Origin of the sequence: Kitasatospora sp. NA04385, assembly GCF_013364235.1 — a bacterium.
In the GTDB taxonomy this organism is placed as follows: Bacteria; Actinomycetota; Actinomycetes; order Streptomycetales; family Streptomycetaceae; genus Kitasatospora.
Window position 1 is genome coordinate 3141786 of the sequence record NZ_CP054919.1, and the last position, 16018, is coordinate 3157803.

The 16018-nt window shown below is 67.5% G+C and carries 29 protein-coding genes; all 29 read right to left on the bottom strand.

Annotated elements, in window-relative coordinates; all coding sequences use genetic code 11:
• Positions 1-68: 68 nt before the first annotated feature.
• The 29 genes from rplQ to rplD all read right to left on the bottom strand — a co-directional run bounded on the left by rplQ (position 69) and on the right by rplD (position 16013).
• On the bottom strand, positions 69-569 hold the full coding sequence (gene rplQ, locus HUT16_RS13675) for a 50S ribosomal protein L17 (RefSeq protein ID WP_033213976.1): 501 nt from the start codon (positions 567-569) through the stop codon (positions 69-71).
• Positions 570-698: 129 nt separating this feature from the next.
• Positions 699-1721 carry a DNA-directed RNA polymerase subunit alpha gene (locus HUT16_RS13680; protein WP_030457404.1) on the bottom strand — a complete coding sequence of 341 codons (1023 nt, stop codon included), beginning with the start codon at positions 1719-1721 and terminating at the stop codon, positions 699-701.
• 133 nt (positions 1722-1854) lie between these two features.
• The gene (rpsK, locus tag HUT16_RS13685) at positions 1855-2262 is read right to left on the bottom strand and encodes a 30S ribosomal protein S11 (protein WP_030232513.1); all 408 of its coding nucleotides are present in this window, start codon (positions 2260-2262) and stop codon (positions 1855-1857) included.
• Positions 2263-2335: 73 nt separating this feature from the next.
• The gene (rpsM, locus tag HUT16_RS13690; RefSeq protein ID WP_123555013.1) at positions 2336-2716 is read right to left on the bottom strand and encodes a 30S ribosomal protein S13; all 381 of its coding nucleotides are present in this window, start codon (positions 2714-2716) and stop codon (positions 2336-2338) included.
• Between the two features lie 175 nt (positions 2717-2891).
• On the bottom strand, positions 2892-3005 hold the full coding sequence (rpmJ, locus tag HUT16_RS13695; protein ID WP_003956441.1) for a 50S ribosomal protein L36: 114 nt from the start codon (positions 3003-3005) through the stop codon (positions 2892-2894).
• A 35-nt stretch (positions 3006-3040) separates the two neighbouring features.
• Complete coding sequence (gene infA, locus HUT16_RS13700; protein ID WP_003956442.1) at positions 3041-3262, bottom strand: translation initiation factor IF-1; 222 nt, start codon at positions 3260-3262, stop codon at positions 3041-3043.
• 192 nt (positions 3263-3454) lie between these two features.
• Positions 3455-3889, bottom strand: coding sequence for a large conductance mechanosensitive channel protein MscL (mscL, locus tag HUT16_RS13705; protein ID WP_176188489.1), 435 nt, complete (start codon positions 3887-3889; stop codon positions 3455-3457).
• 130 nt (positions 3890-4019) lie between these two features.
• Positions 4020-4856, bottom strand: coding sequence for a type I methionyl aminopeptidase (map, locus tag HUT16_RS13710; RefSeq protein ID WP_176188490.1), 837 nt, complete (start codon positions 4854-4856; stop codon positions 4020-4022).
• Between the two features lie 114 nt (positions 4857-4970).
• Complete coding sequence (locus tag HUT16_RS13715; protein ID WP_176188491.1) at positions 4971-5630, bottom strand: adenylate kinase; 660 nt, start codon at positions 5628-5630, stop codon at positions 4971-4973.
• A complete protein-coding gene (gene secY, locus HUT16_RS13720) occupies positions 5630-6937 on the bottom strand; it encodes a preprotein translocase subunit SecY (RefSeq protein ID WP_176188492.1) in 1308 nt (435 codons plus the stop codon). The genes HUT16_RS13715 and secY overlap by 1 nt, the downstream gene beginning before the upstream one ends.
• A 261-nt stretch (positions 6938-7198) precedes the next feature.
• Entirely contained in the window at positions 7199-7654 is a 456-nt protein-coding gene (gene rplO, locus HUT16_RS13725) for a 50S ribosomal protein L15 (RefSeq protein WP_176188493.1), read from the bottom strand.
• A gap of 1 nt (position 7655) precedes the next feature.
• Complete coding sequence (gene rpmD, locus HUT16_RS13730; protein ID WP_014136270.1) at positions 7656-7838, bottom strand: 50S ribosomal protein L30; 183 nt, start codon at positions 7836-7838, stop codon at positions 7656-7658.
• Positions 7838-8458, bottom strand: coding sequence for a 30S ribosomal protein S5 (gene rpsE / locus HUT16_RS13735; protein ID WP_030457410.1), 621 nt, complete (start codon positions 8456-8458; stop codon positions 7838-7840). The genes rpmD and rpsE overlap by 1 nt, the downstream gene beginning before the upstream one ends.
• 48 nt (positions 8459-8506) lie before the next feature.
• Entirely contained in the window at positions 8507-8890 is a 384-nt protein-coding gene (rplR, locus tag HUT16_RS13740) for a 50S ribosomal protein L18 (protein WP_014136272.1), read from the bottom strand.
• A 3-nt stretch (positions 8891-8893) separates the two neighbouring features.
• A complete protein-coding gene (gene rplF, locus HUT16_RS13745) occupies positions 8894-9433 on the bottom strand; it encodes a 50S ribosomal protein L6 (RefSeq protein WP_030904898.1) in 540 nt (179 codons plus the stop codon).
• Between the two features lie 22 nt (positions 9434-9455).
• The gene (rpsH, locus tag HUT16_RS13750; RefSeq protein ID WP_014136274.1) at positions 9456-9863 is read right to left on the bottom strand and encodes a 30S ribosomal protein S8; all 408 of its coding nucleotides are present in this window, start codon (positions 9861-9863) and stop codon (positions 9456-9458) included.
• 267 nt (positions 9864-10130) lie between these two features.
• A complete protein-coding gene (locus tag HUT16_RS13755) occupies positions 10131-10316 on the bottom strand; it encodes a type Z 30S ribosomal protein S14 (RefSeq protein WP_008747480.1) in 186 nt (61 codons plus the stop codon).
• A 3-nt stretch (positions 10317-10319) separates the two neighbouring features.
• A complete protein-coding gene (gene rplE / locus HUT16_RS13760; protein ID WP_030457412.1) occupies positions 10320-10889 on the bottom strand; it encodes a 50S ribosomal protein L5 in 570 nt (189 codons plus the stop codon).
• Positions 10889-11200: a 50S ribosomal protein L24 gene (gene rplX, locus HUT16_RS13765; protein ID WP_030457413.1), complete on the bottom strand. Its 312-nt coding sequence runs from the start codon at positions 11198-11200 to the stop codon at positions 10889-10891. The genes rplE and rplX overlap by 1 nt, the downstream gene beginning before the upstream one ends.
• 15 nt (positions 11201-11215) lie before the next feature.
• Positions 11216-11587, bottom strand: a complete 372-nt coding sequence (gene rplN, locus HUT16_RS13770) for a 50S ribosomal protein L14 (RefSeq protein WP_030300391.1) — start codon at positions 11585-11587, stop codon at positions 11216-11218.
• Between the two features lie 102 nt (positions 11588-11689).
• Positions 11690-11962 carry a 30S ribosomal protein S17 gene (gene rpsQ / locus HUT16_RS13775; RefSeq protein WP_014136278.1) on the bottom strand — a complete coding sequence of 91 codons (273 nt, stop codon included), beginning with the start codon at positions 11960-11962 and terminating at the stop codon, positions 11690-11692.
• A complete protein-coding gene (gene rpmC, locus HUT16_RS13780) occupies positions 11962-12186 on the bottom strand; it encodes a 50S ribosomal protein L29 (RefSeq protein ID WP_014136279.1) in 225 nt (74 codons plus the stop codon). The genes rpsQ and rpmC overlap by 1 nt, the downstream gene beginning before the upstream one ends.
• Positions 12186-12605 (bottom strand): 50S ribosomal protein L16, encoded by a 420-nt coding sequence (rplP, locus tag HUT16_RS13785; protein ID WP_014136280.1) that lies wholly within the window; start codon positions 12603-12605, stop codon positions 12186-12188. Before rplP ends, rpmC begins: the two co-directional genes overlap by 1 nt.
• Positions 12606-12610: 5 nt before the next feature.
• Positions 12611-13435 (bottom strand): 30S ribosomal protein S3, encoded by an 825-nt coding sequence (gene rpsC / locus HUT16_RS13790; RefSeq protein ID WP_176188494.1) that lies wholly within the window; start codon positions 13433-13435, stop codon positions 12611-12613.
• Positions 13435-13782 carry a 50S ribosomal protein L22 gene (gene rplV, locus HUT16_RS13795; RefSeq protein WP_099899927.1) on the bottom strand — a complete coding sequence of 116 codons (348 nt, stop codon included), beginning with the start codon at positions 13780-13782 and terminating at the stop codon, positions 13435-13437. Before rplV ends, rpsC begins: the two co-directional genes overlap by 1 nt.
• A gap of 61 nt (positions 13783-13843) precedes the next feature.
• Entirely contained in the window at positions 13844-14125 is a 282-nt protein-coding gene (gene rpsS / locus HUT16_RS13800; protein ID WP_014136283.1) for a 30S ribosomal protein S19, read from the bottom strand.
• An 11-nt stretch (positions 14126-14136) separates the two neighbouring features.
• Positions 14137-14973, bottom strand: a complete 837-nt coding sequence (rplB, locus tag HUT16_RS13805; protein WP_014136284.1) for a 50S ribosomal protein L2 — start codon at positions 14971-14973, stop codon at positions 14137-14139.
• A 45-nt stretch (positions 14974-15018) separates the two neighbouring features.
• Positions 15019-15336: a 50S ribosomal protein L23 gene (rplW, locus tag HUT16_RS13810; RefSeq protein WP_033214018.1), complete on the bottom strand. Its 318-nt coding sequence runs from the start codon at positions 15334-15336 to the stop codon at positions 15019-15021.
• On the bottom strand, positions 15336-16013 hold the full coding sequence (rplD, locus tag HUT16_RS13815; RefSeq protein ID WP_014136286.1) for a 50S ribosomal protein L4: 678 nt from the start codon (positions 16011-16013) through the stop codon (positions 15336-15338). The genes rplW and rplD overlap by 1 nt, the downstream gene beginning before the upstream one ends.
• Between the last annotated feature and the right edge of the window lie 5 nt (positions 16014-16018).

Genomic DNA, 16018 nt, shown 5'->3' on the forward strand with positions numbered 1-16018 from the left:
GGAAAGCGAACGGGCCCGCTCCCCCGACGAGCGGGAGGGCGGGCCCGGACGAAGACCTACCGGGAGGCTCAGGCCTCGGTGGTCTCGGCGGCCTCGTCGGCCTTGGTCTCCTCGGCCTCGGCGGCCTTGGTCTCGGCGGCCTTGGTCTCGGCCTCCTTGACGGAGCGCTTGGTGGCGGCCTCGGCCTCGGCGACGGTCGCCTTGGTGGCGATCTCGCCCTCGACCAGCTCGATCACGGCCATCGGCGCGTTGTCGCCGCGGCGGCCGCCGATCTTGGTGATGCGGGTGTAGCCGCCGGGGCGGTTCTCGAACCGCGGGGCGATCTCGGTGAAGAGGGTGTGCAGCACCGACACGTCGGTGATGGTCTTGCGCACCAGGCGACGGTTGTGGATGTCGCCCTTCTTCGCCTTGGTGATCAGCTTCTCCGCCAGCGGGCGCAGGCGGCGGGCCTTGGCCTCGGTGGTGGTGATGCGGCCGTACTGGAACAGCTCGCGGGCCAGGCCGGCCAGCAGCAGCGGCTCGTGGGACGGGCCGCCGCCGAGACGGGCACCCTTGGTGGGACGGGGCATGACTTAGCTCCTCGAATCTCCGACTGCGGCCGTACCAGGTACCGCAGCGGGCGTGCGGACACCGCGTCCGCACGACTTCTCACGCCACCGGAGGCGGTCCGGTGAAGGACCGCCCCCGGTGTCGAAAACTCAGTACTGCTCGGTCTCCGCGTAGCCCTGGTCGTCCAGGTCGTCGGCGCCGAAGGCGTCGGCGGCGGCGGTCGGGTCGAACCCGGGCGGGCTGTCCTTGAGGGCCAGGCCCATGCCGGCCAGCTTCGCCTTGACCTCGTCGATCGACTTCGCACCGAAGTTGCGGATGTCGAGCAGGTCGGCCTCCGAGCGGGCGACGAGCTCACCCACGGTGTGGATGCCCTCGCGCTTGAGGCAGTTGTAGGAGCGGACGGTGAGTTCCAGCTCCTCGATCGGCAGCGCCAGGTCCGCGGCCAGGGCGGCGTCCGTCGGGGACGGGCCCATGTCGATGCCCTCGGCGTCGACGTTCAGCTCGCGGGCCAGGCCGAACAGCTCGACCAGGGTCTTGCCGGCCGACGCCATCGCGTCGCGCGGACGCATGGCCGGCTTGGTCTCGACGTCGACGATCAGCTTGTCGAAGTCGGTGCGCTGCTCGACGCGGGTCGCCTCGACCTTGTAGGTGACCTTGAGCACCGGGCTGTAGATGGAGTCGACCGGGATGCGGCCGATCTCCTGGCCCGAGGCCTTGTTCTGCACGGCGGAGACGTAGCCGCGACCGCGCTCGACGGTCAGCTCCATCTCCAGCTTGCCCTTGCCGTTCAGCGTGGCCAGGACCAGCTCGGGGTTGTGCACCTCGACACCGGCCGGGGGCGCGATGTCGGCGGCGGTGACCACACCCGGACCCTGCTTGCGCAGGTACATCACGACCGGCTCGTCGTGCTCCGAGGAGACGACCAGCTGCTTGATGTTCAGGATGAGGTCGGTGACGTCCTCCTTGACGCCCGGCACGGTGGTGAACTCGTGCAGGACGCCGTCGATCCGGATGCTGGTGACGGCGGCACCCGGGATCGAGGAGAGGAGCGTGCGACGGAGCGAGTTGCCGAGGGTGTAGCCGAAGCCCGGCTCCAGCGGCTCGATCACGAACCGCGAGCGGAACTCGTCGACGACCTCTTCGGTCAGCGAAGGACGCTGAGCGATCAGCATGTTCTGGATCCTCCAGTTGTCTTCGGCACCCACTATTTGATGCCGACAGAACTCAAGCGTACGGGGTCCCGCGAAGAACGGGACCCCGTACCAGGTTTACAACGCCGAACGCCTGGTGACCCCAGGCGTCGCGTCAGACGCGGCGGCGCTTCGGCGGACGGCAGCCGTTGTGCGGGGTGGGGGTGACGTCCTGGATCGAGCCGACCTCCAGGCCGGTGGCCTGGAGCGAGCGGATCGCGGTCTCGCGGCCGGAGCCCGGACCCTTGACGAAGACGTCGACCTTGCGCATGCCGTGCTCCTGCGCGCGACGGGCAGCGGCCTCGGCGGCCATCTGCGCGGCGAACGGGGTGGACTTGCGCGAGCCCTTGAAACCGACGTGGCCGGCGGAGGCCCAGGAGATCACGTTGCCCGCGGGGTCGGTGATCGAAACGATGGTGTTGTTGAACGTGCTCTTGATGTGAGCGTGCCCGTGGGCGACGTTCTTCTTCTCCTTGCGGCGGATCTTCTTCGCGCCGGCAGCCTGACGACCCTTGGGGGGCATAAGTCTGTTCTCCTACTGAGGTGGTCGGTCCGCTAACCCGCGGGCCGGAGGGATGTCCGGTTGACGGGACGGACTACTTCTTGCCCGGCTTCTTCTTGCCGGCGATCGCGCGACGCGGGCCCTTGCGGGTACGCGCGTTGGTGTGGGTGCGCTGGCCGCGGACGGGCAGGCCGCGGCGGTGGCGCAGGCCCTCGTAGCAGCCGATCTCGACCTTGCGGCGGATGTCGGCGGCGACCTGGCGGCGGAGGTCACCCTCGACCTCGAAGTTCGCGTCGACGAACTTCTGCAGCTTGACGAGGTCGTCCTCGGTGATGTCGCGGACGCGGATGTCACCGCTCACGCCGGTCTCGGCGAGCGCCAGCTGGGCGCGGGTCTTGCCGATGCCGTAGACGTAGGTGAGGGCGATCTCGATCCGCTTCTCGCGGGGGAGATCAACGCCGGAAAGGCGTGCCATTCAAGGCTCCTGTGGTTCTTCTCAGAGGTCTGACGTGCCGCCTACTCGCTGTCTCTCGACAGGGAGCCCCGGCCTCTGACCGGGGGTGGCAGTCCGTCCTGTCGGACGGATCGGGCGGCCCGCTGTATGACGTGGTGCGCGTCGCGCGAAGGTCCTACGAGAAATGCGGGGTGGATCAGCCCTGGCGCTGCTTGTGGCGCAGGTTGTCGCAGATCACCATGACCCGGCCGTGGCGGCGGATCACCTTGCACTTGTCGCAGATCTTCTTGACGCTCGGCTTGACCTTCATGACTCAGGTTCTCCGGGGTCTAGATCTGGCGGTTGTTACTTGTAGCGGTAGACGATCCGGCCGCGGGTCAGGTCGTAGGGGCTGAGCTCCACCACGACCCGGTCATCCGGGAGGATGCGGATGTAGTGCATGCGCATCTTGCCGCTGATGTGCGCGAGGACCTTGTGACCGTTCTGCAGCTCGACCTTGAACATCGCGTTCGGAAGAGACTCGATCACGGTGCCCTCGATCTCAATGGCGCCTTGCTTCTTAGCCATGAACTGCGAGATCCACCCTTCGGGTCCGGCTACCGTATGCGGAACGCTCGTGCGAACCAGGCTTCACCTCGACCCGGGGGATTCCCCTGGGCTGAGGGCGTGCGGGAACACGCTACGAGAGAGCCGACGCACCATCGTAAACCAAGCACCGCACCGGAGCGAAATCAGCGCCCGGCGGCGCCCCGCACCGGCTCAGCGCTTCGCGGCGACCTGGACCGGGATGACCGGCTCCACCACGGCGGTGCAGGCCGAGCAGCGGCGGGCCGCCTCCGGGATGTCGGTCAGGCACTCGGGGCACGGGCGCTTGGGCACCGAGGGCTTCTTCGGCAGGTAGCGGGCGGTGGCCTTGGAGACCGGCAGCACCACGCAGAAGTACAGCACCGCGGCGGTCAGCACGAACGCGATCAGCACGTTCAGGAACTGGCCGTACGGGAAGATGACGCCCGCCACGTGGAACTTGTACGCGCTGAAGTCGCCGGCCGCGCCGACCACCACGCCCAGCACCGGGGTGAGGAAGGCGCTGACGAAGCCGGTGACCACACCGGTGAAGGCCGCACCGATGACCACACCGACGGCCATGTCGATGACGTTGCCGCGCATCATGAAGTCGCGGAAGCCCTTGAGCACTGTCTCTCCCCTGGGGTTGCTGCGGGTGTCAGCTGACGAAAATAGGACAAGGGGCCCCGAGGTCCAAACCCCGGGGCCCCGATCCGCCCGCAGTGAGAGAAGTGCCTCAGCCCGCGCGGCCCCGGCCGGTTCAGCCCAGCGGGTCCGGCGCGGCGGTGACGCCCAGCTTGGCCAGCTCGGCCCGGCCGCCGTCGAAGGCGGTCAGCACCAGCGGGCCCTGCTCGGTGACGGCCACCGAGTGCTCCCAGTGCGAGGCCCACGTCCCGTCGGTGGTGACGACCGTCCAGTCGTCCGCCAGCACCTCGGTGTGCGGGGTGCCCAGCGACACCATCGGCTCGATCGCCAGCACGGTGCCGGGGACCAGCTTCATGCCCTTGCCGCGGCCGGCCACGTAGTTCAGCACGTGCGGCTCCATGTGCATCGCGGTGCCGATGCCGTGGCCGCCGTAGCCCTCGGTGATGCCCCACTTGCCCTTCGGCGGCAGCGGCTGGCGGCGGATGAAGCCCTCGATCGACCGGGAGACGTCGACCAGCCGGTTGCCCTTCTTCATCTGGGCGATGCCGGCCCACATCGAGCCCTCGGTGACCTTGGACAGCATCACGTTCTCGGCGGCGGTCTCGCCGACCGCGACGGTGATCGCCGCGTCGCCGTGCCAGCCGTCCAGGATCGCACCGCAGTCGATCGAGATCAGGTCGCCCGCCTTCAGCACCCGCTCGCCGGGGATGCCGTGCACGACCTCCTCGTTCACCGAGGCGCAGATCACGCCCGGGAACCACAGGCCGCCGTGGTCGGCCCGGAAGTTGGAGGTGGCGCCGTGCTTGGCGATGACCGCGTCGGCGACGTCGTTCAGCTCCCCGGTGGTCACCCCCGGGGCGACCGCCTCGCGGCAGGCCTTCAGCGCCTCGGCGACGACCAGCCCGGCCGCTCGCATCTTGGCGATCTGCTCGGGGGTCTTGATCTCCACCATCTGGTCAACGCCTTCCACGTTCTGTGTCTCGGACTGCCCTCCACCGTACGACGCACGAGACGGCCGGGCCGCCCGCTGCGGGGCGACCCGGCCGTCTCACGACGTCCCGTGGCGTCAGGCGTTCTTGTTCTGCTCCAGGGCGGCGACCGCGCGCTCGGTCACCTCGTCCACCTTGCCGAGGGCGGAGATGGTGACCAGCAGGCCCTGCTCCTGGTAGTAGCCGATGATCGGCTCGGTCTTGGAGTGGTACTCCTCCAGCCGGACCCGCACGGCCTCCTCGGTGTCGTCCGAGCGCTGGTACAGCTCGCCGCCGCACTCGTCGCAGACGCCCTCGGTCTTCGGCGGGTTGTACACCACGTGGAACACGTGGGCGCCGTCCTTGCGGCACAGCCGGCGACCGGCGATCCGCTTGACGACCTCGTCCTCGGGGACCTCAAGGTCCAGCACGCCGTCCAGCGCGATGCCGTTCTCGGCCAGGATGGCGTCCAGCGCCTCCGCCTGGCCCAGGTTGCGCGGGAAGCCGTCCAGCAGGAAGCCGCCTGCGGCGTCCGGCTGGAGCATGCGGTCCTTGGCCATCCCGATGGTGACCTCGTCGGGCACCAGGCGCCCGGCGTCCATGTAGGACTTCGCCTCGACACCCAGCGGGGTGCCCTGGCTGATGTTGGCACGGAACAGGTCACCGGTGGAGATGTGGGGAATGGACAGGGTCTTGGCCAGGACGTGCGCCTGAGTACCCTTCCCGGCCCCGGGGGGTCCGACGAGGACGATTCGCATCAGCGGAGGAACCCTTCGTAATTGCGCTGCTGGAGTTGGCTCTCGATCTGCTTCACAGTTTCGAGTCCGACGCCGACGACGATGAGCACGGAGGTGCCGCCGAACGGGAAGTTGGTCTGCTGTCCGAAGGCGACCAGGGCGACCATCGGGATCAACGCGATGAGGCCCAGGTAGAGGGAACCCGGCCACGTGATGCGGGTGAGCACGTAGTTCAGGTACTCGGCCGTCGGCCGGCCGGCCCGGATGCCCGGGATGAACCCACCATACTTCTTCATGTTGTCGGCGACTTCTTCGGGGTTGAAGGAGATCGCGACGTAGAAGAAGGCGAAGAACACGATCAGGACGAAGTAGGTCGCCATGTAGATCGGGTGGTCACCCTTGACGAAGTGGTTCCTGATCCAGACCGCCCAGTCCGCCTGCGAGTTGGTCAGCTGCACCACCAGCGCGGGGATGTACAGCAGCGAGGAGGCGAAGATGACCGGAATCACGCCCGCCTGGTTGACCTTCAGCGGGATGTAGGTCGAGGTGCCGCCGAAGGAACGGCGGCCGACCATGCGCTTCGCGTACTGCACCGGGATCCGGCGCTGGGCCTGCTCGACGAAGATGACCAGGCAGACCACGATGATGCCGACCGCGATGACCGAGGCGAACTCGCCCCAGCCGTCCAGCAGGGTGCCCGACTCCTTGATCGCCCACATCGAGCCGGGGAAGCCGGCCGCGATCGAGGTGAAGATCAGGATGGACATGCCGTTGCCGATGCCGCGGTCGGTGATGAGCTCGCCGAGCCACATGATCACGGTGGTGCCCGCGGTCATGATGATGACCATGGTGGCGATCCGGAAGATCGACTGGTCCGGCACGATGTTGCCGCCCTCGGGGCAGCCCGAGAACAGGGCGCCGCTGGACGCGGTCGCCAGGATGCCGGTGCCCTGCAGCACGGCGAGGGCGATGGTCAGGTACCGGGTGTACTGCGTGATCTTCGCGGTGCCGGCCTGCCCCTCCTTCTTCAGGGCCTCCAGCCGCGGGATGACCACGGTGAGCAGCTGCAGGATGATGCTGGCCGTGATGTACGGCATGATCCCGAGCGCGAAGACGGTCAACTGGAGCAGCGCGTTGCCGCTGAACAGGTTGACCAGCCCGAACAACCCCTGGTTCTGGCCCTTCACGCACGCGTGAACGGCCTGGAAGTTGATTCCGGGCATCGGAACGTGGGCGCCCAGCCGGAACAGCACCATGATGCCCAGCGTGAACAGCAGCTTCTTGCGCAGGTCGGGCGTCTGGAACGCCCGCGCGAACGCACTGAGCACGGTGCCTCCTGCGCCTCCCGCGCGTCGTCGGCGGAAGGGTCGGTCCTGATGTGGGGAAAGGGAACTTCACGGACTCTAACAGTGCCCGGGTCCCGGACAGAAGCGCGTGCGGCCGCTCCCCCACTCACGGGGTACGGCTTGCCCGGGTTTGACACACAAATCGAGCGTGTGCAAGGGGCCCCAACGGCACCGGGCCCCGGCTCCCCTCTCGCGAGGGGGGCCGGGGCCCGGTGTCTGTCCGTGCGTCGGATCGACGGCGCGTCAGAGCAGTTCGGTGACCGAACCGCCGGCCGCGGTGATCTTCTCGGCGGCGGAGCCGGAGACGGCGTCGACCGTCACCTGCAGCGCCACCGCGATGTCGCCCTGGCCGAGGACCTTGACGAGCTCGTTCTTGCGAACGGCGCCCTTCTCGACCAGGTCGGCCACGGTGACCTCGCCACCGTTCGGGTAGAGCTCGGCCAGGCGGTCCAGGTTCACGACCTGGAACTGCTTGTGGGCCGGGTTCTTGAAGCCCTTCAGCTTCGGCAGGCGCATGTGGAGGGGCATCTGGCCACCCTCGAAGCGCTGCGGAACCTGGTAGCGGGCCTTGGTGCCCTTGGTACCACGACCTGCGGTCTTACCCTTGGAGCCCTCACCACGACCGACGCGGATCTTGTCGGTCTTGGCGCCGGGCGCCGGACGCAGGTTGTGGATCTTGATGGGGGAGTTGTCCGCCATTTCAGTCCACCTCCTCGACCGTGACGAGGTGGCGAACGGTGTGGACCATGCCGCGGATCTCCGGGCGGTCCTCCTTCACCACGGTGTCGTTCAGCCGCTTCAGGCCGAGCGAGCGCAGGGTGTCACGGTGGTTCTGCTTGCTACCGATGTACGACTTGGTCTGGGTGACCTTCAGGCGAGCCATCAGGCGCTCACCCCAGCCGCACGGGCCCGGAGCAGCGCGGCCGGGGCCACGTCCTCCAGGGGCAGGCCACGACGGGCGGCGATCTCCTCGGGGCGCACGAGGCCCTTCAGAGCGGCCACGGTGGCGTGCACGATGTTGATCGCGTTGTCCGAGCCGAGCGACTTCGACAGGATGTCGTGAACGCCGGCGCACTCGAGGACGGCACGCACCGGGCCACCGGCGATGACACCGGTACCGGGGGACGCCGGCTTCAGCAGCACGACGCCGGCGGCCTTCTCGCCCTGGATGGGGTGCGGGATGGTGCCCTGGATACGGGGGACCTTGAAGAAGTTCTTCTTGGCCTCCTCAACACCCTTGGCGATGGCGGCCGGAACCTCCTTCGCCTTGCCGTAACCGACACCCACGGTGCCGTCACCGTCGCCCACCACGACCAGCGCGGTGAAGCTGAAACGACGACCACCCTTGACAACCTTGGCGACACGGTTGATCGCGACGACGCGCTCGACGTAAGCGGTCTTCTCGGCGACCGGGGCGCCGCCCCGCTCGTCCCGCTTACGGTCGCGCCGCTCGCCACCGGTGCCGCCGCCGGCGCCGCTACCGCGGCGCTGGGGTCCAGCCATTGGAATTACCTCTCTCGTTTACGTCCGCCGACAGAGTCGACGAGCGGCTTAGAAGTCGAGCCCGGACTCGCGGGCCGCGTCCGCCAGGGCGGCGATGCGGCCGGCGTACCGGTTGCCCGCGCGGTCGAAGACGACCGACTCGACGCCGGCGGCCTTGGCGCGCTCGGCGACCAGGCTTCCGACCTTCTTGGCCAGCTCGGTCTTGTCGCCCTCGGTGCCCTTGATGGACACGTCGAGGGTGGACGCCGACGCCAGGGTGTGACCCTTGGCGTCGTCGATGACCTGGGCGACCATGTGGCGGTTCGAACGCGTCACGACGAGGCGCGGACGCACCTCGGTGCCGACGACGCGCTTGCGAACGCGAATGGCGCGGCGCTTGCGGGCGGCGTTCTTGTAGGCGTTGCCCTTGCCGATCTTGACAGAGACGCTCATCGCTTACTTACCACTCTTTCCGACCTTGCGGCGGATGACCTCGCCCGCGTACTTGACGCCCTTGGCCTTGTACGGGTCGGGCTTGCGCAGCTTGCGGATCTTCGCGGCGATCTCGCCGACCTTCTGCTTGTCGGTGCCGTCCACGTGGAACTTGGTGGGCGTCTCGACGACGAAGGAGATCCCCTCCGGCGCGGTGACCAGGATCGGGTGGCTGTAGCCCAGCGCGAACTCCATGTCGGAGCCCTTCGCCGTGACTCGGTAGCCGACGCCGCTGATCTCCAGCGACTTGCGGTAGCCCGCGGTCACGCCGGTGATCATGTTCGCCACCAGCGTGCGCGACAGGCCGTGCAGGGCCTTCGACTGACGCTCGTCGTTCGGGCGGGTGACGACCAGAGTGCCGTCCTCGCCCTTGCCGATCTCGATCGGCGCGGCGACGACGTGGGTGAGCGAGCCCTTGGGGCCCTTCACCGAGACCGTCTGGCCGTCGATGGTGACGTCCACACCAGCGGGAACCTGGATGGGCAGCCGTCCAATGCGCGACATTGCTGTACCTCCGTTTCCCGAATTACCAGACGTAGGCGAGAACTTCTCCGCCTACGCCCTTCTTGGCGGCCTGCTTGTCGGTCAGGAGGCCGGAGGACGTGGAGATGATCGCCACGCCCAGGCCGCCGAGCACCTTCGGCAGGTTGGTGGACTTTGCGTACACACGCAGACCCGGCTTGCTGATGCGCTTGATGCCGGCGATGGAACGCTCGCGGTTGGGGCCGAACTTGAGCTCGATGGTCAGCTTCTTGCCGACCTCGTTCTCGGTGGGCTCCTCAACCTTGTAGGAGGAGATGTACCCCTCCTGCTGCAGGATCTCGGCGACGTGCGCCTTGATCTTGCTGGCCGGCATCGCCACGGAGTCGTGGTACGCCGAGTTCGCGTTACGCAGACGCGTGAGCATGTCTGCGATGGGGTCGGTCATGGTCATGGTGGCCTCAGGCCTCTCCCGCCGTGGTTTCTCCGCGCCAGGTCCCCCTCCGCGCACTCGGAGGAGTGCGAAAGGGGCACAAGCGCAGGGGACCTGCGACGTAGTAAGACTGAATGTTCGCGGACCCTCACGAGAGGGCCGCGGGTCGCCCGAAGGGGGACGCCGCAGCAGGGGCCCGACCCCAACACCTTACGGGATCCCTTGCGGGAACCCAAAAGCGTCGAGGTCGGGCACGCTACTCGCTGATGTCAGAACAGCTGGTAGGGACTACCAGGAGCTCTTGGTCACGCCCGGCAGCTCGCCGCGGTGCGCCATCTCACGGAGGCACACACGGCAGAGGCCGAACTTGCGGTACACCGAGTGCGGGCGGCCGCAGCGCTGGCACCGGGTGTACGCCCGGACGCCGAACTTCGGCTTGCGCTCGGACTTAGCGATCAGGGCCTTCTTCGCCATGGCTCACGCCTCCTTGAACGGGAAGCCCAGAGCGCGCAGGAGCGCCCGGCCCTCATCGTCGGTCTGAGCGGTGGTCACGACGGTGATGTCCATACCGCGCTGACGGTCGACCTTGTCCTGGTCGATCTCGTGGAACATGACCTGCTCGGTCAGACCGAAGGTGTAGTTGCCACGGCCGTCGAACTGCTTGGGCGAGAGGCCGCGGAAGTCACGGATACGCGGCAGCGCCAGCGACACCAGACGGTCCACGAACTCCCACATGCGGTCACCGCGGAGGGTGACGTGGGCACCGATCGGCTGGCCCTCGCGCAGCTTGAACTGCGCGATGGACTTGCGGGCCTTGGTGACGGCCGGCTTCTGACCGGTGATCGCGGTCAGGTCCTTGATGGCACCCTCGATCAACTTGCTGTCACGGGCGGCCTCGCCGACACCCATGTTGACCACGACCTTGACCAGGCCGGGGATCAGCATGACGTTCTCGTACGAGAACTGCTCGTGCAGCTGACCCTTGACCTCGGAGAGGTACTTCTCCTTGAGGCGGGGGGTCACCTTCTCAACAGTCGTCTCAGACATCAGATGTCCTCACCGGTCCGCTTGGCAACGCGGATCTTGTTGCCCTGGTCGTCAAAGCGGTAGCCGACGCGGGTGACGACCTTCTTGCCGTCCTTCTCCACGACCAGCTGGACGTTGGAGACGTGCACCGGGGCCTCGACGGTCACGATGCCACCCTGGGTGCCGGGGCCCGGCTTGGTGTGCTTCTTGACCCGGTTGACACCCTCGACCAGGACCTTGTTGTCAGCGGGGATGGCCTGGATGACCTTGCCCTGCTTGCCCTTGTCCTTGCCGGTGATGACCTGGACCAGGTCACCCTTCTTGATCTTCATGCTGTTCGCCATGGGTTAGAGCACCTCCGGCGCCAGCGAGATGATCTTCATGAACTTCTTGTCACGCAGCTCGCGGCCCACCGGGCCGAAGATGCGGGTACCGCGGGGGTCGCCATCGGTGTTCTTGAGAACGACGGCGGCGTTCTCGTCGAAGCGGATGTACGAACCGTCCGGACGGCGGCGCTCCTTGACGGTGCGGACGACGACGCACTTGACGACGTCGCCCTTCTTCACCGAACCGCCGGGGATCGCGTCCTTGACGGTGGCGACGATGACGTCCCCGATGCCGGCGTAGCGGCGACCGGAGCCACCGAGAACGCGGATGCAGAGAATCTCCTTGGCACCCGTGTTGTCGGCGACGCGCAGTCGCGACTCCTGCTGGATCACAGCTTTCTCCTGATCGTCAACAAGTGTTGACGGGCCGGCCGCTGCTCACACCCGCGCCCCTGGGGGCCTGGTGCACATACGGCCGTACCGCGAACAACCTTGTTACTTGGCCTTCTCGAGGATCTCGACGACGCGCCAGCGCTTCGTCGCGGACAGCGGCCGGGTCTCCATCAGGAGGACACGGTCGCCGACACCGCACGCGTTCTGCTCGTCGTGCGCCTTCAGCTTGTTGGTACGGCGGATGACCTTGCCGTACAGCGCGTGCTTGACGCGGTCCTCGACGGCGACGACGACGGTCTTGTCCATCTTGTCGCTGACGACGAGACCCTCACGGGTCTTGCGGAAACCGCGCGTCTCGTTGGTGTTCTCAGTCATCAGGCGTTCTCCACCGTCTCGATGCCCAGCTCGCGCTCGCGCATCAGGGTGTAGATCCGCGCGATGTCCTTACGGACCAGCCGGAGCCGTCCGTGGTTGTCGAGCTGCCCGGTCGCCGCCTGGAAGCGGAGGTTGAACAGCTCCTCCTTGGCCTCACGGAGCTTGGCAACGAGACCCTCGTTGTCCAGTTCGCGAAGCTCAGCAGCCTTGGTAGCGGCCGACATCAGCTCTCACCGTCCTCGCGCCGAACGATCCGGCACTTCATCGGAAGCTTGTGCGCGGCGCGGGTGAGCGCCTCGCGAGCAATCTTCTCGTTCGGGTACGACAGTTCGAACATGACCCGACCCGGGTGCACGTTCGCGATCCACCACTCCGGCGAACCCTTACCGGAACCCATGCGGGTCTCGGCCGGCTTCTTGGTGAGCGGGCGGTCCGGGTAGATGTTGATCCAGACCTTGCCGCCACGACGGATGTGACGGGTGATCGCGATACGAGCGGACTCGATCTGGCGGTTCGTCACGTAGGCCGGGGTCACGGCCTGGATGCCGAACTGGCCGAACGCCAGCTCGGTGCCACCCTTCGAGGCGCCGCGGCGCTTCGGGTGGTGCTGCTTGCGGTGCTTGACCCGACGGGGGATCAGCATTGCGGTCAGGCCTCCGTTCCGGTGTTCTCGGCAGCCGGAGCCTCGGCGGCCGGGGCCGCAGCGGCCTCGGCAGCGGCGGGACGACGGCCGCGGCCACCGCGCTCGCCACCGCGACGCTCGCCACCGCGGGCGGGACGACCGCCCTCGGGACGGGCCGGACGGTTGCCGGAGCGGGCAGCGGCGTTCTCAGCGCGGACCTCGGCGATGTTCTTGACGTCGCCCTTGTAGATCCAGACCTTCACGCCGATGCGGCCGAAGGTGGTCTTGGCCTCGAAGAAGCCGTAGTCGACGTTCGCGCGCAGGGTGTGCAGCGGCACACGGCCCTCGCGGTAGAACTCCGAACGGCTCATCTCGGCGCCGCCGAGACGACCGGAGCACTGGACCTTGATGCCCTTGGCGCCGGCCTTCATGGTCGACTGCATGCTCTTGCGCATGGCGCGACGGAAGGAGACGCGGGAGGACAGCTGCTCCGCGACGCCCTGAGCCACGAGCTGGGCGTCCAGCTCGGGGTTCTTGACCTCGAGGATGTTCAGCTGGACCTGCTTGCCGGTCAGCTTCTCCAGGTTGCCCCGGATCTTGTCGGCCTCCGCGCCGCGGCGGCCGATCACGATGCCCGGACGGGCGGTGTGGATGTCCACGCGGACGCGGTCACGGGTGCGCTCGATCTCCACCTTCGAGATGCCGGCGCGCTCCATGCCCTTCGTCATGAGACGCCGGATGGCGACGTCTTCCTTGACGTAGTCCTTGTACAGCTTGTCGGCGTACCAGCGGGACTTGAAGTCCGTGCTGATGCCGAGGCGGAACCCGTGCGGGTTAACCTTCTGGCCCATTACCGGGTCCCTTCCTTGCTGCTGACGACCACGGTGATGTGGCTGGTCCGCTTGCGGATCCGGTAGGCACGGCCCTGGGCGCGCGGACGGAACCGCTTCAGGGTCGGGCCCTCGTCAACGTACGCCTCGGAGATGTAGAGGTCGTCCGTGTTGGAGTGGTTGTAGTTGTGCGCGGCGTTGGCGATGGCGCTGTTGAGCACCTTGCCGACCGGCACGGTGGCGGCCTGCGGAGCGAAACGCAGGACGGCCTGGGCCTCCGTGGCCGGCAGGCCACGGATGAGGTCCACCACGCGGCGGGCCTTCATGGGCGTGACGCGGATGTACCGCGCCTGGGCCCTGGCTTCCATGGTTGTCCCCTTAATGGAGTAAGTCACTTTGTCGTTCTGGCGCTACAGCTCGCGGAAGCGATTAGCGACGCTTCGACTTGCGGTCTTCCTTCACGTGCCCCTTGAAGGTGCGCGTGGGAGCGAACTCGCCGAGCTTGTGGCCGACCATCGACTCGGTGACGAACACCGGGACGTGCTTGCGGCCATCGTGAACCGCGATCGTGTGGCCGAGCATGGCCGGGGAGATCACGGAACGACGGGACCAGGTCTTGATGACGTTCTGCGTGCCCGCCTCGTTCTGCACGTCCACCTTCTTCTGAAGGTGGTCGTCGATGAAGGGGCCCTTCTTGAGACTGCGCGGCATCTGACCTGCTCCTAGCGCTTCTTGTTGGTCTTGCGGCGGCGCACGATGAGGGAGTCCGACGCCTTGTTCGGGCGACGGGTCCGGCCCTCGGGCTTGCCCCACGGCGAGACCGGGTGGCGACCACCGGAGGTCTTACCCTCACCACCACCGTGCGGGTGGTCGATCGGGTTCATGGCCACACCACGCACGGTCGGGCGGACGCCCTTCCAGCGCATACGGCCGGCCTTGCCCCAGTTGATGTTCGACTGCTCGGCGTTGCCGACCTCGCCGACGGTCGCGCGGCAGCGCGCGTCCACCAGGCGGATCTCACCGGAGGGCATGCGCAGGTGCGCCATGCGACCCTCACGGGCGAGCAGCTGAATGCCGGAACCCGCGGAGCGGGCCAGCTTGGCGCCACCGCCGGGACGGAGCTCCACCGCGTGGATGGTGGTACCGACCGGGATGTTGCGGAGCGGCAGGTTGTTGCCGGGCTTGATGTCGGCGCCGGCGCCGTTCTCGACCCGGTCGCCCTGCGCGATGCCGCGGGGGGCGATGATGTAGCGCTTCTCGCCGTCCGCGTAGTGCAGGAGCGCGATGCGCGCGGTGCGGTTCGGGTCGTACTCGATGTGAGCGACCTTCGCCGGCACGCCGTCCTTGTCGTGACGACGGAAGTCGATCACGCGGTAGGCGCGCTTGTGGCCGCCACCCTGGTGGCGAGCAGTGACACGACCGGCGTTGTTACGGCCGCCCTTGCTGTGCAGCGGGCGAACCAGCGACTTCTCCGGCGTGGACCGCGTGATTTCGACGAAGTCGGCCACGCTGGAGCCACGGCGGCCCGGCGTAGTCGGCTTGTACTTGCGGATACCCATTTCTGTCCTCGTCCTTTACGACGATCGCAGTCCCTGACCCGAGGGTCAGGCGACCGGACCACCGAAGATGTCGATGCGGTTGCCCTCGGCCAGCGTCACGATCGCGCGCTTGGTGTCCTTGCGCTTGCCGAAACCGGTGCGGGAGCGCTTGCGCTTGCCCTGGCGGTTCAGCGTGTTCACGGCCTCGACCTTGACCGAGAAGACCGCCTCGACGGCCTGCTTGATCTGGGTCTTGTTGGCACCGGGAGCCACGACGAACGTGTACTTGTTCTCGTCGAGGAGCGAGTAGCTCTTCTCGGAGATGACCGGCTTGATCAGGACGTCACGGGGGTCCGTGAACGTCTTGGAGGTGATCTCGCTCATCAGGCGGCAGTCCCTTCGAGCTCGCCCTCAGCAGCAACGGCCTTGGCGGACGCGGCCGGACCGGCCACGAAACGCTCGAAGGCGGCCTGGGTGAAGACCACATCGTCGGAGACGAGCACGTCGTAGGTGTTCAGCTGGCCGGCGTCCAGGATGTGCACGTTCGGCAGGTTGCGAGCGGACAGGATGCCCAGCTCGTCCTCGCGCTCGACCACCAGGAGGAGGTTCTTGCGCTCGGAGATCTTGCCGAACAGGACCTTGGCGGCCTTGGTCGACGGAGCCTCGGTCGCGGTCACGCCGGTGACGACGTGGATGCGCTCGTGACGAGCCCGGTCGGTGAGCGCGCTGCGCAGGGCGGCGGCGATCATCTTCTTCGGGGTCCGCTGCGAGTAGTCGCGCGGCACGGGACCGTGCACGACGCCACCACCGGCGAACTGCGGCGCGCGGGTCGAGCCCTGGCGGGCGCGACCGGTGCCCTTCTGGCGGTACGGCTTCTTGCCGCCACCGCGGACCTCGCCACGACGCTTGACCTTGTGGGTGCCCTGGCGGGCGGCGGCGAGCTGCGCCACGACCACCTGGTGCATCAGCGGAACGCTGACCTTGGCGTCGAAGATCTCGGCGGGCAGCTCCAGGCTGCCGGCCTTGTCGCCGGCCGGCGACAGGATGTCAATGGTGCTCATATCCT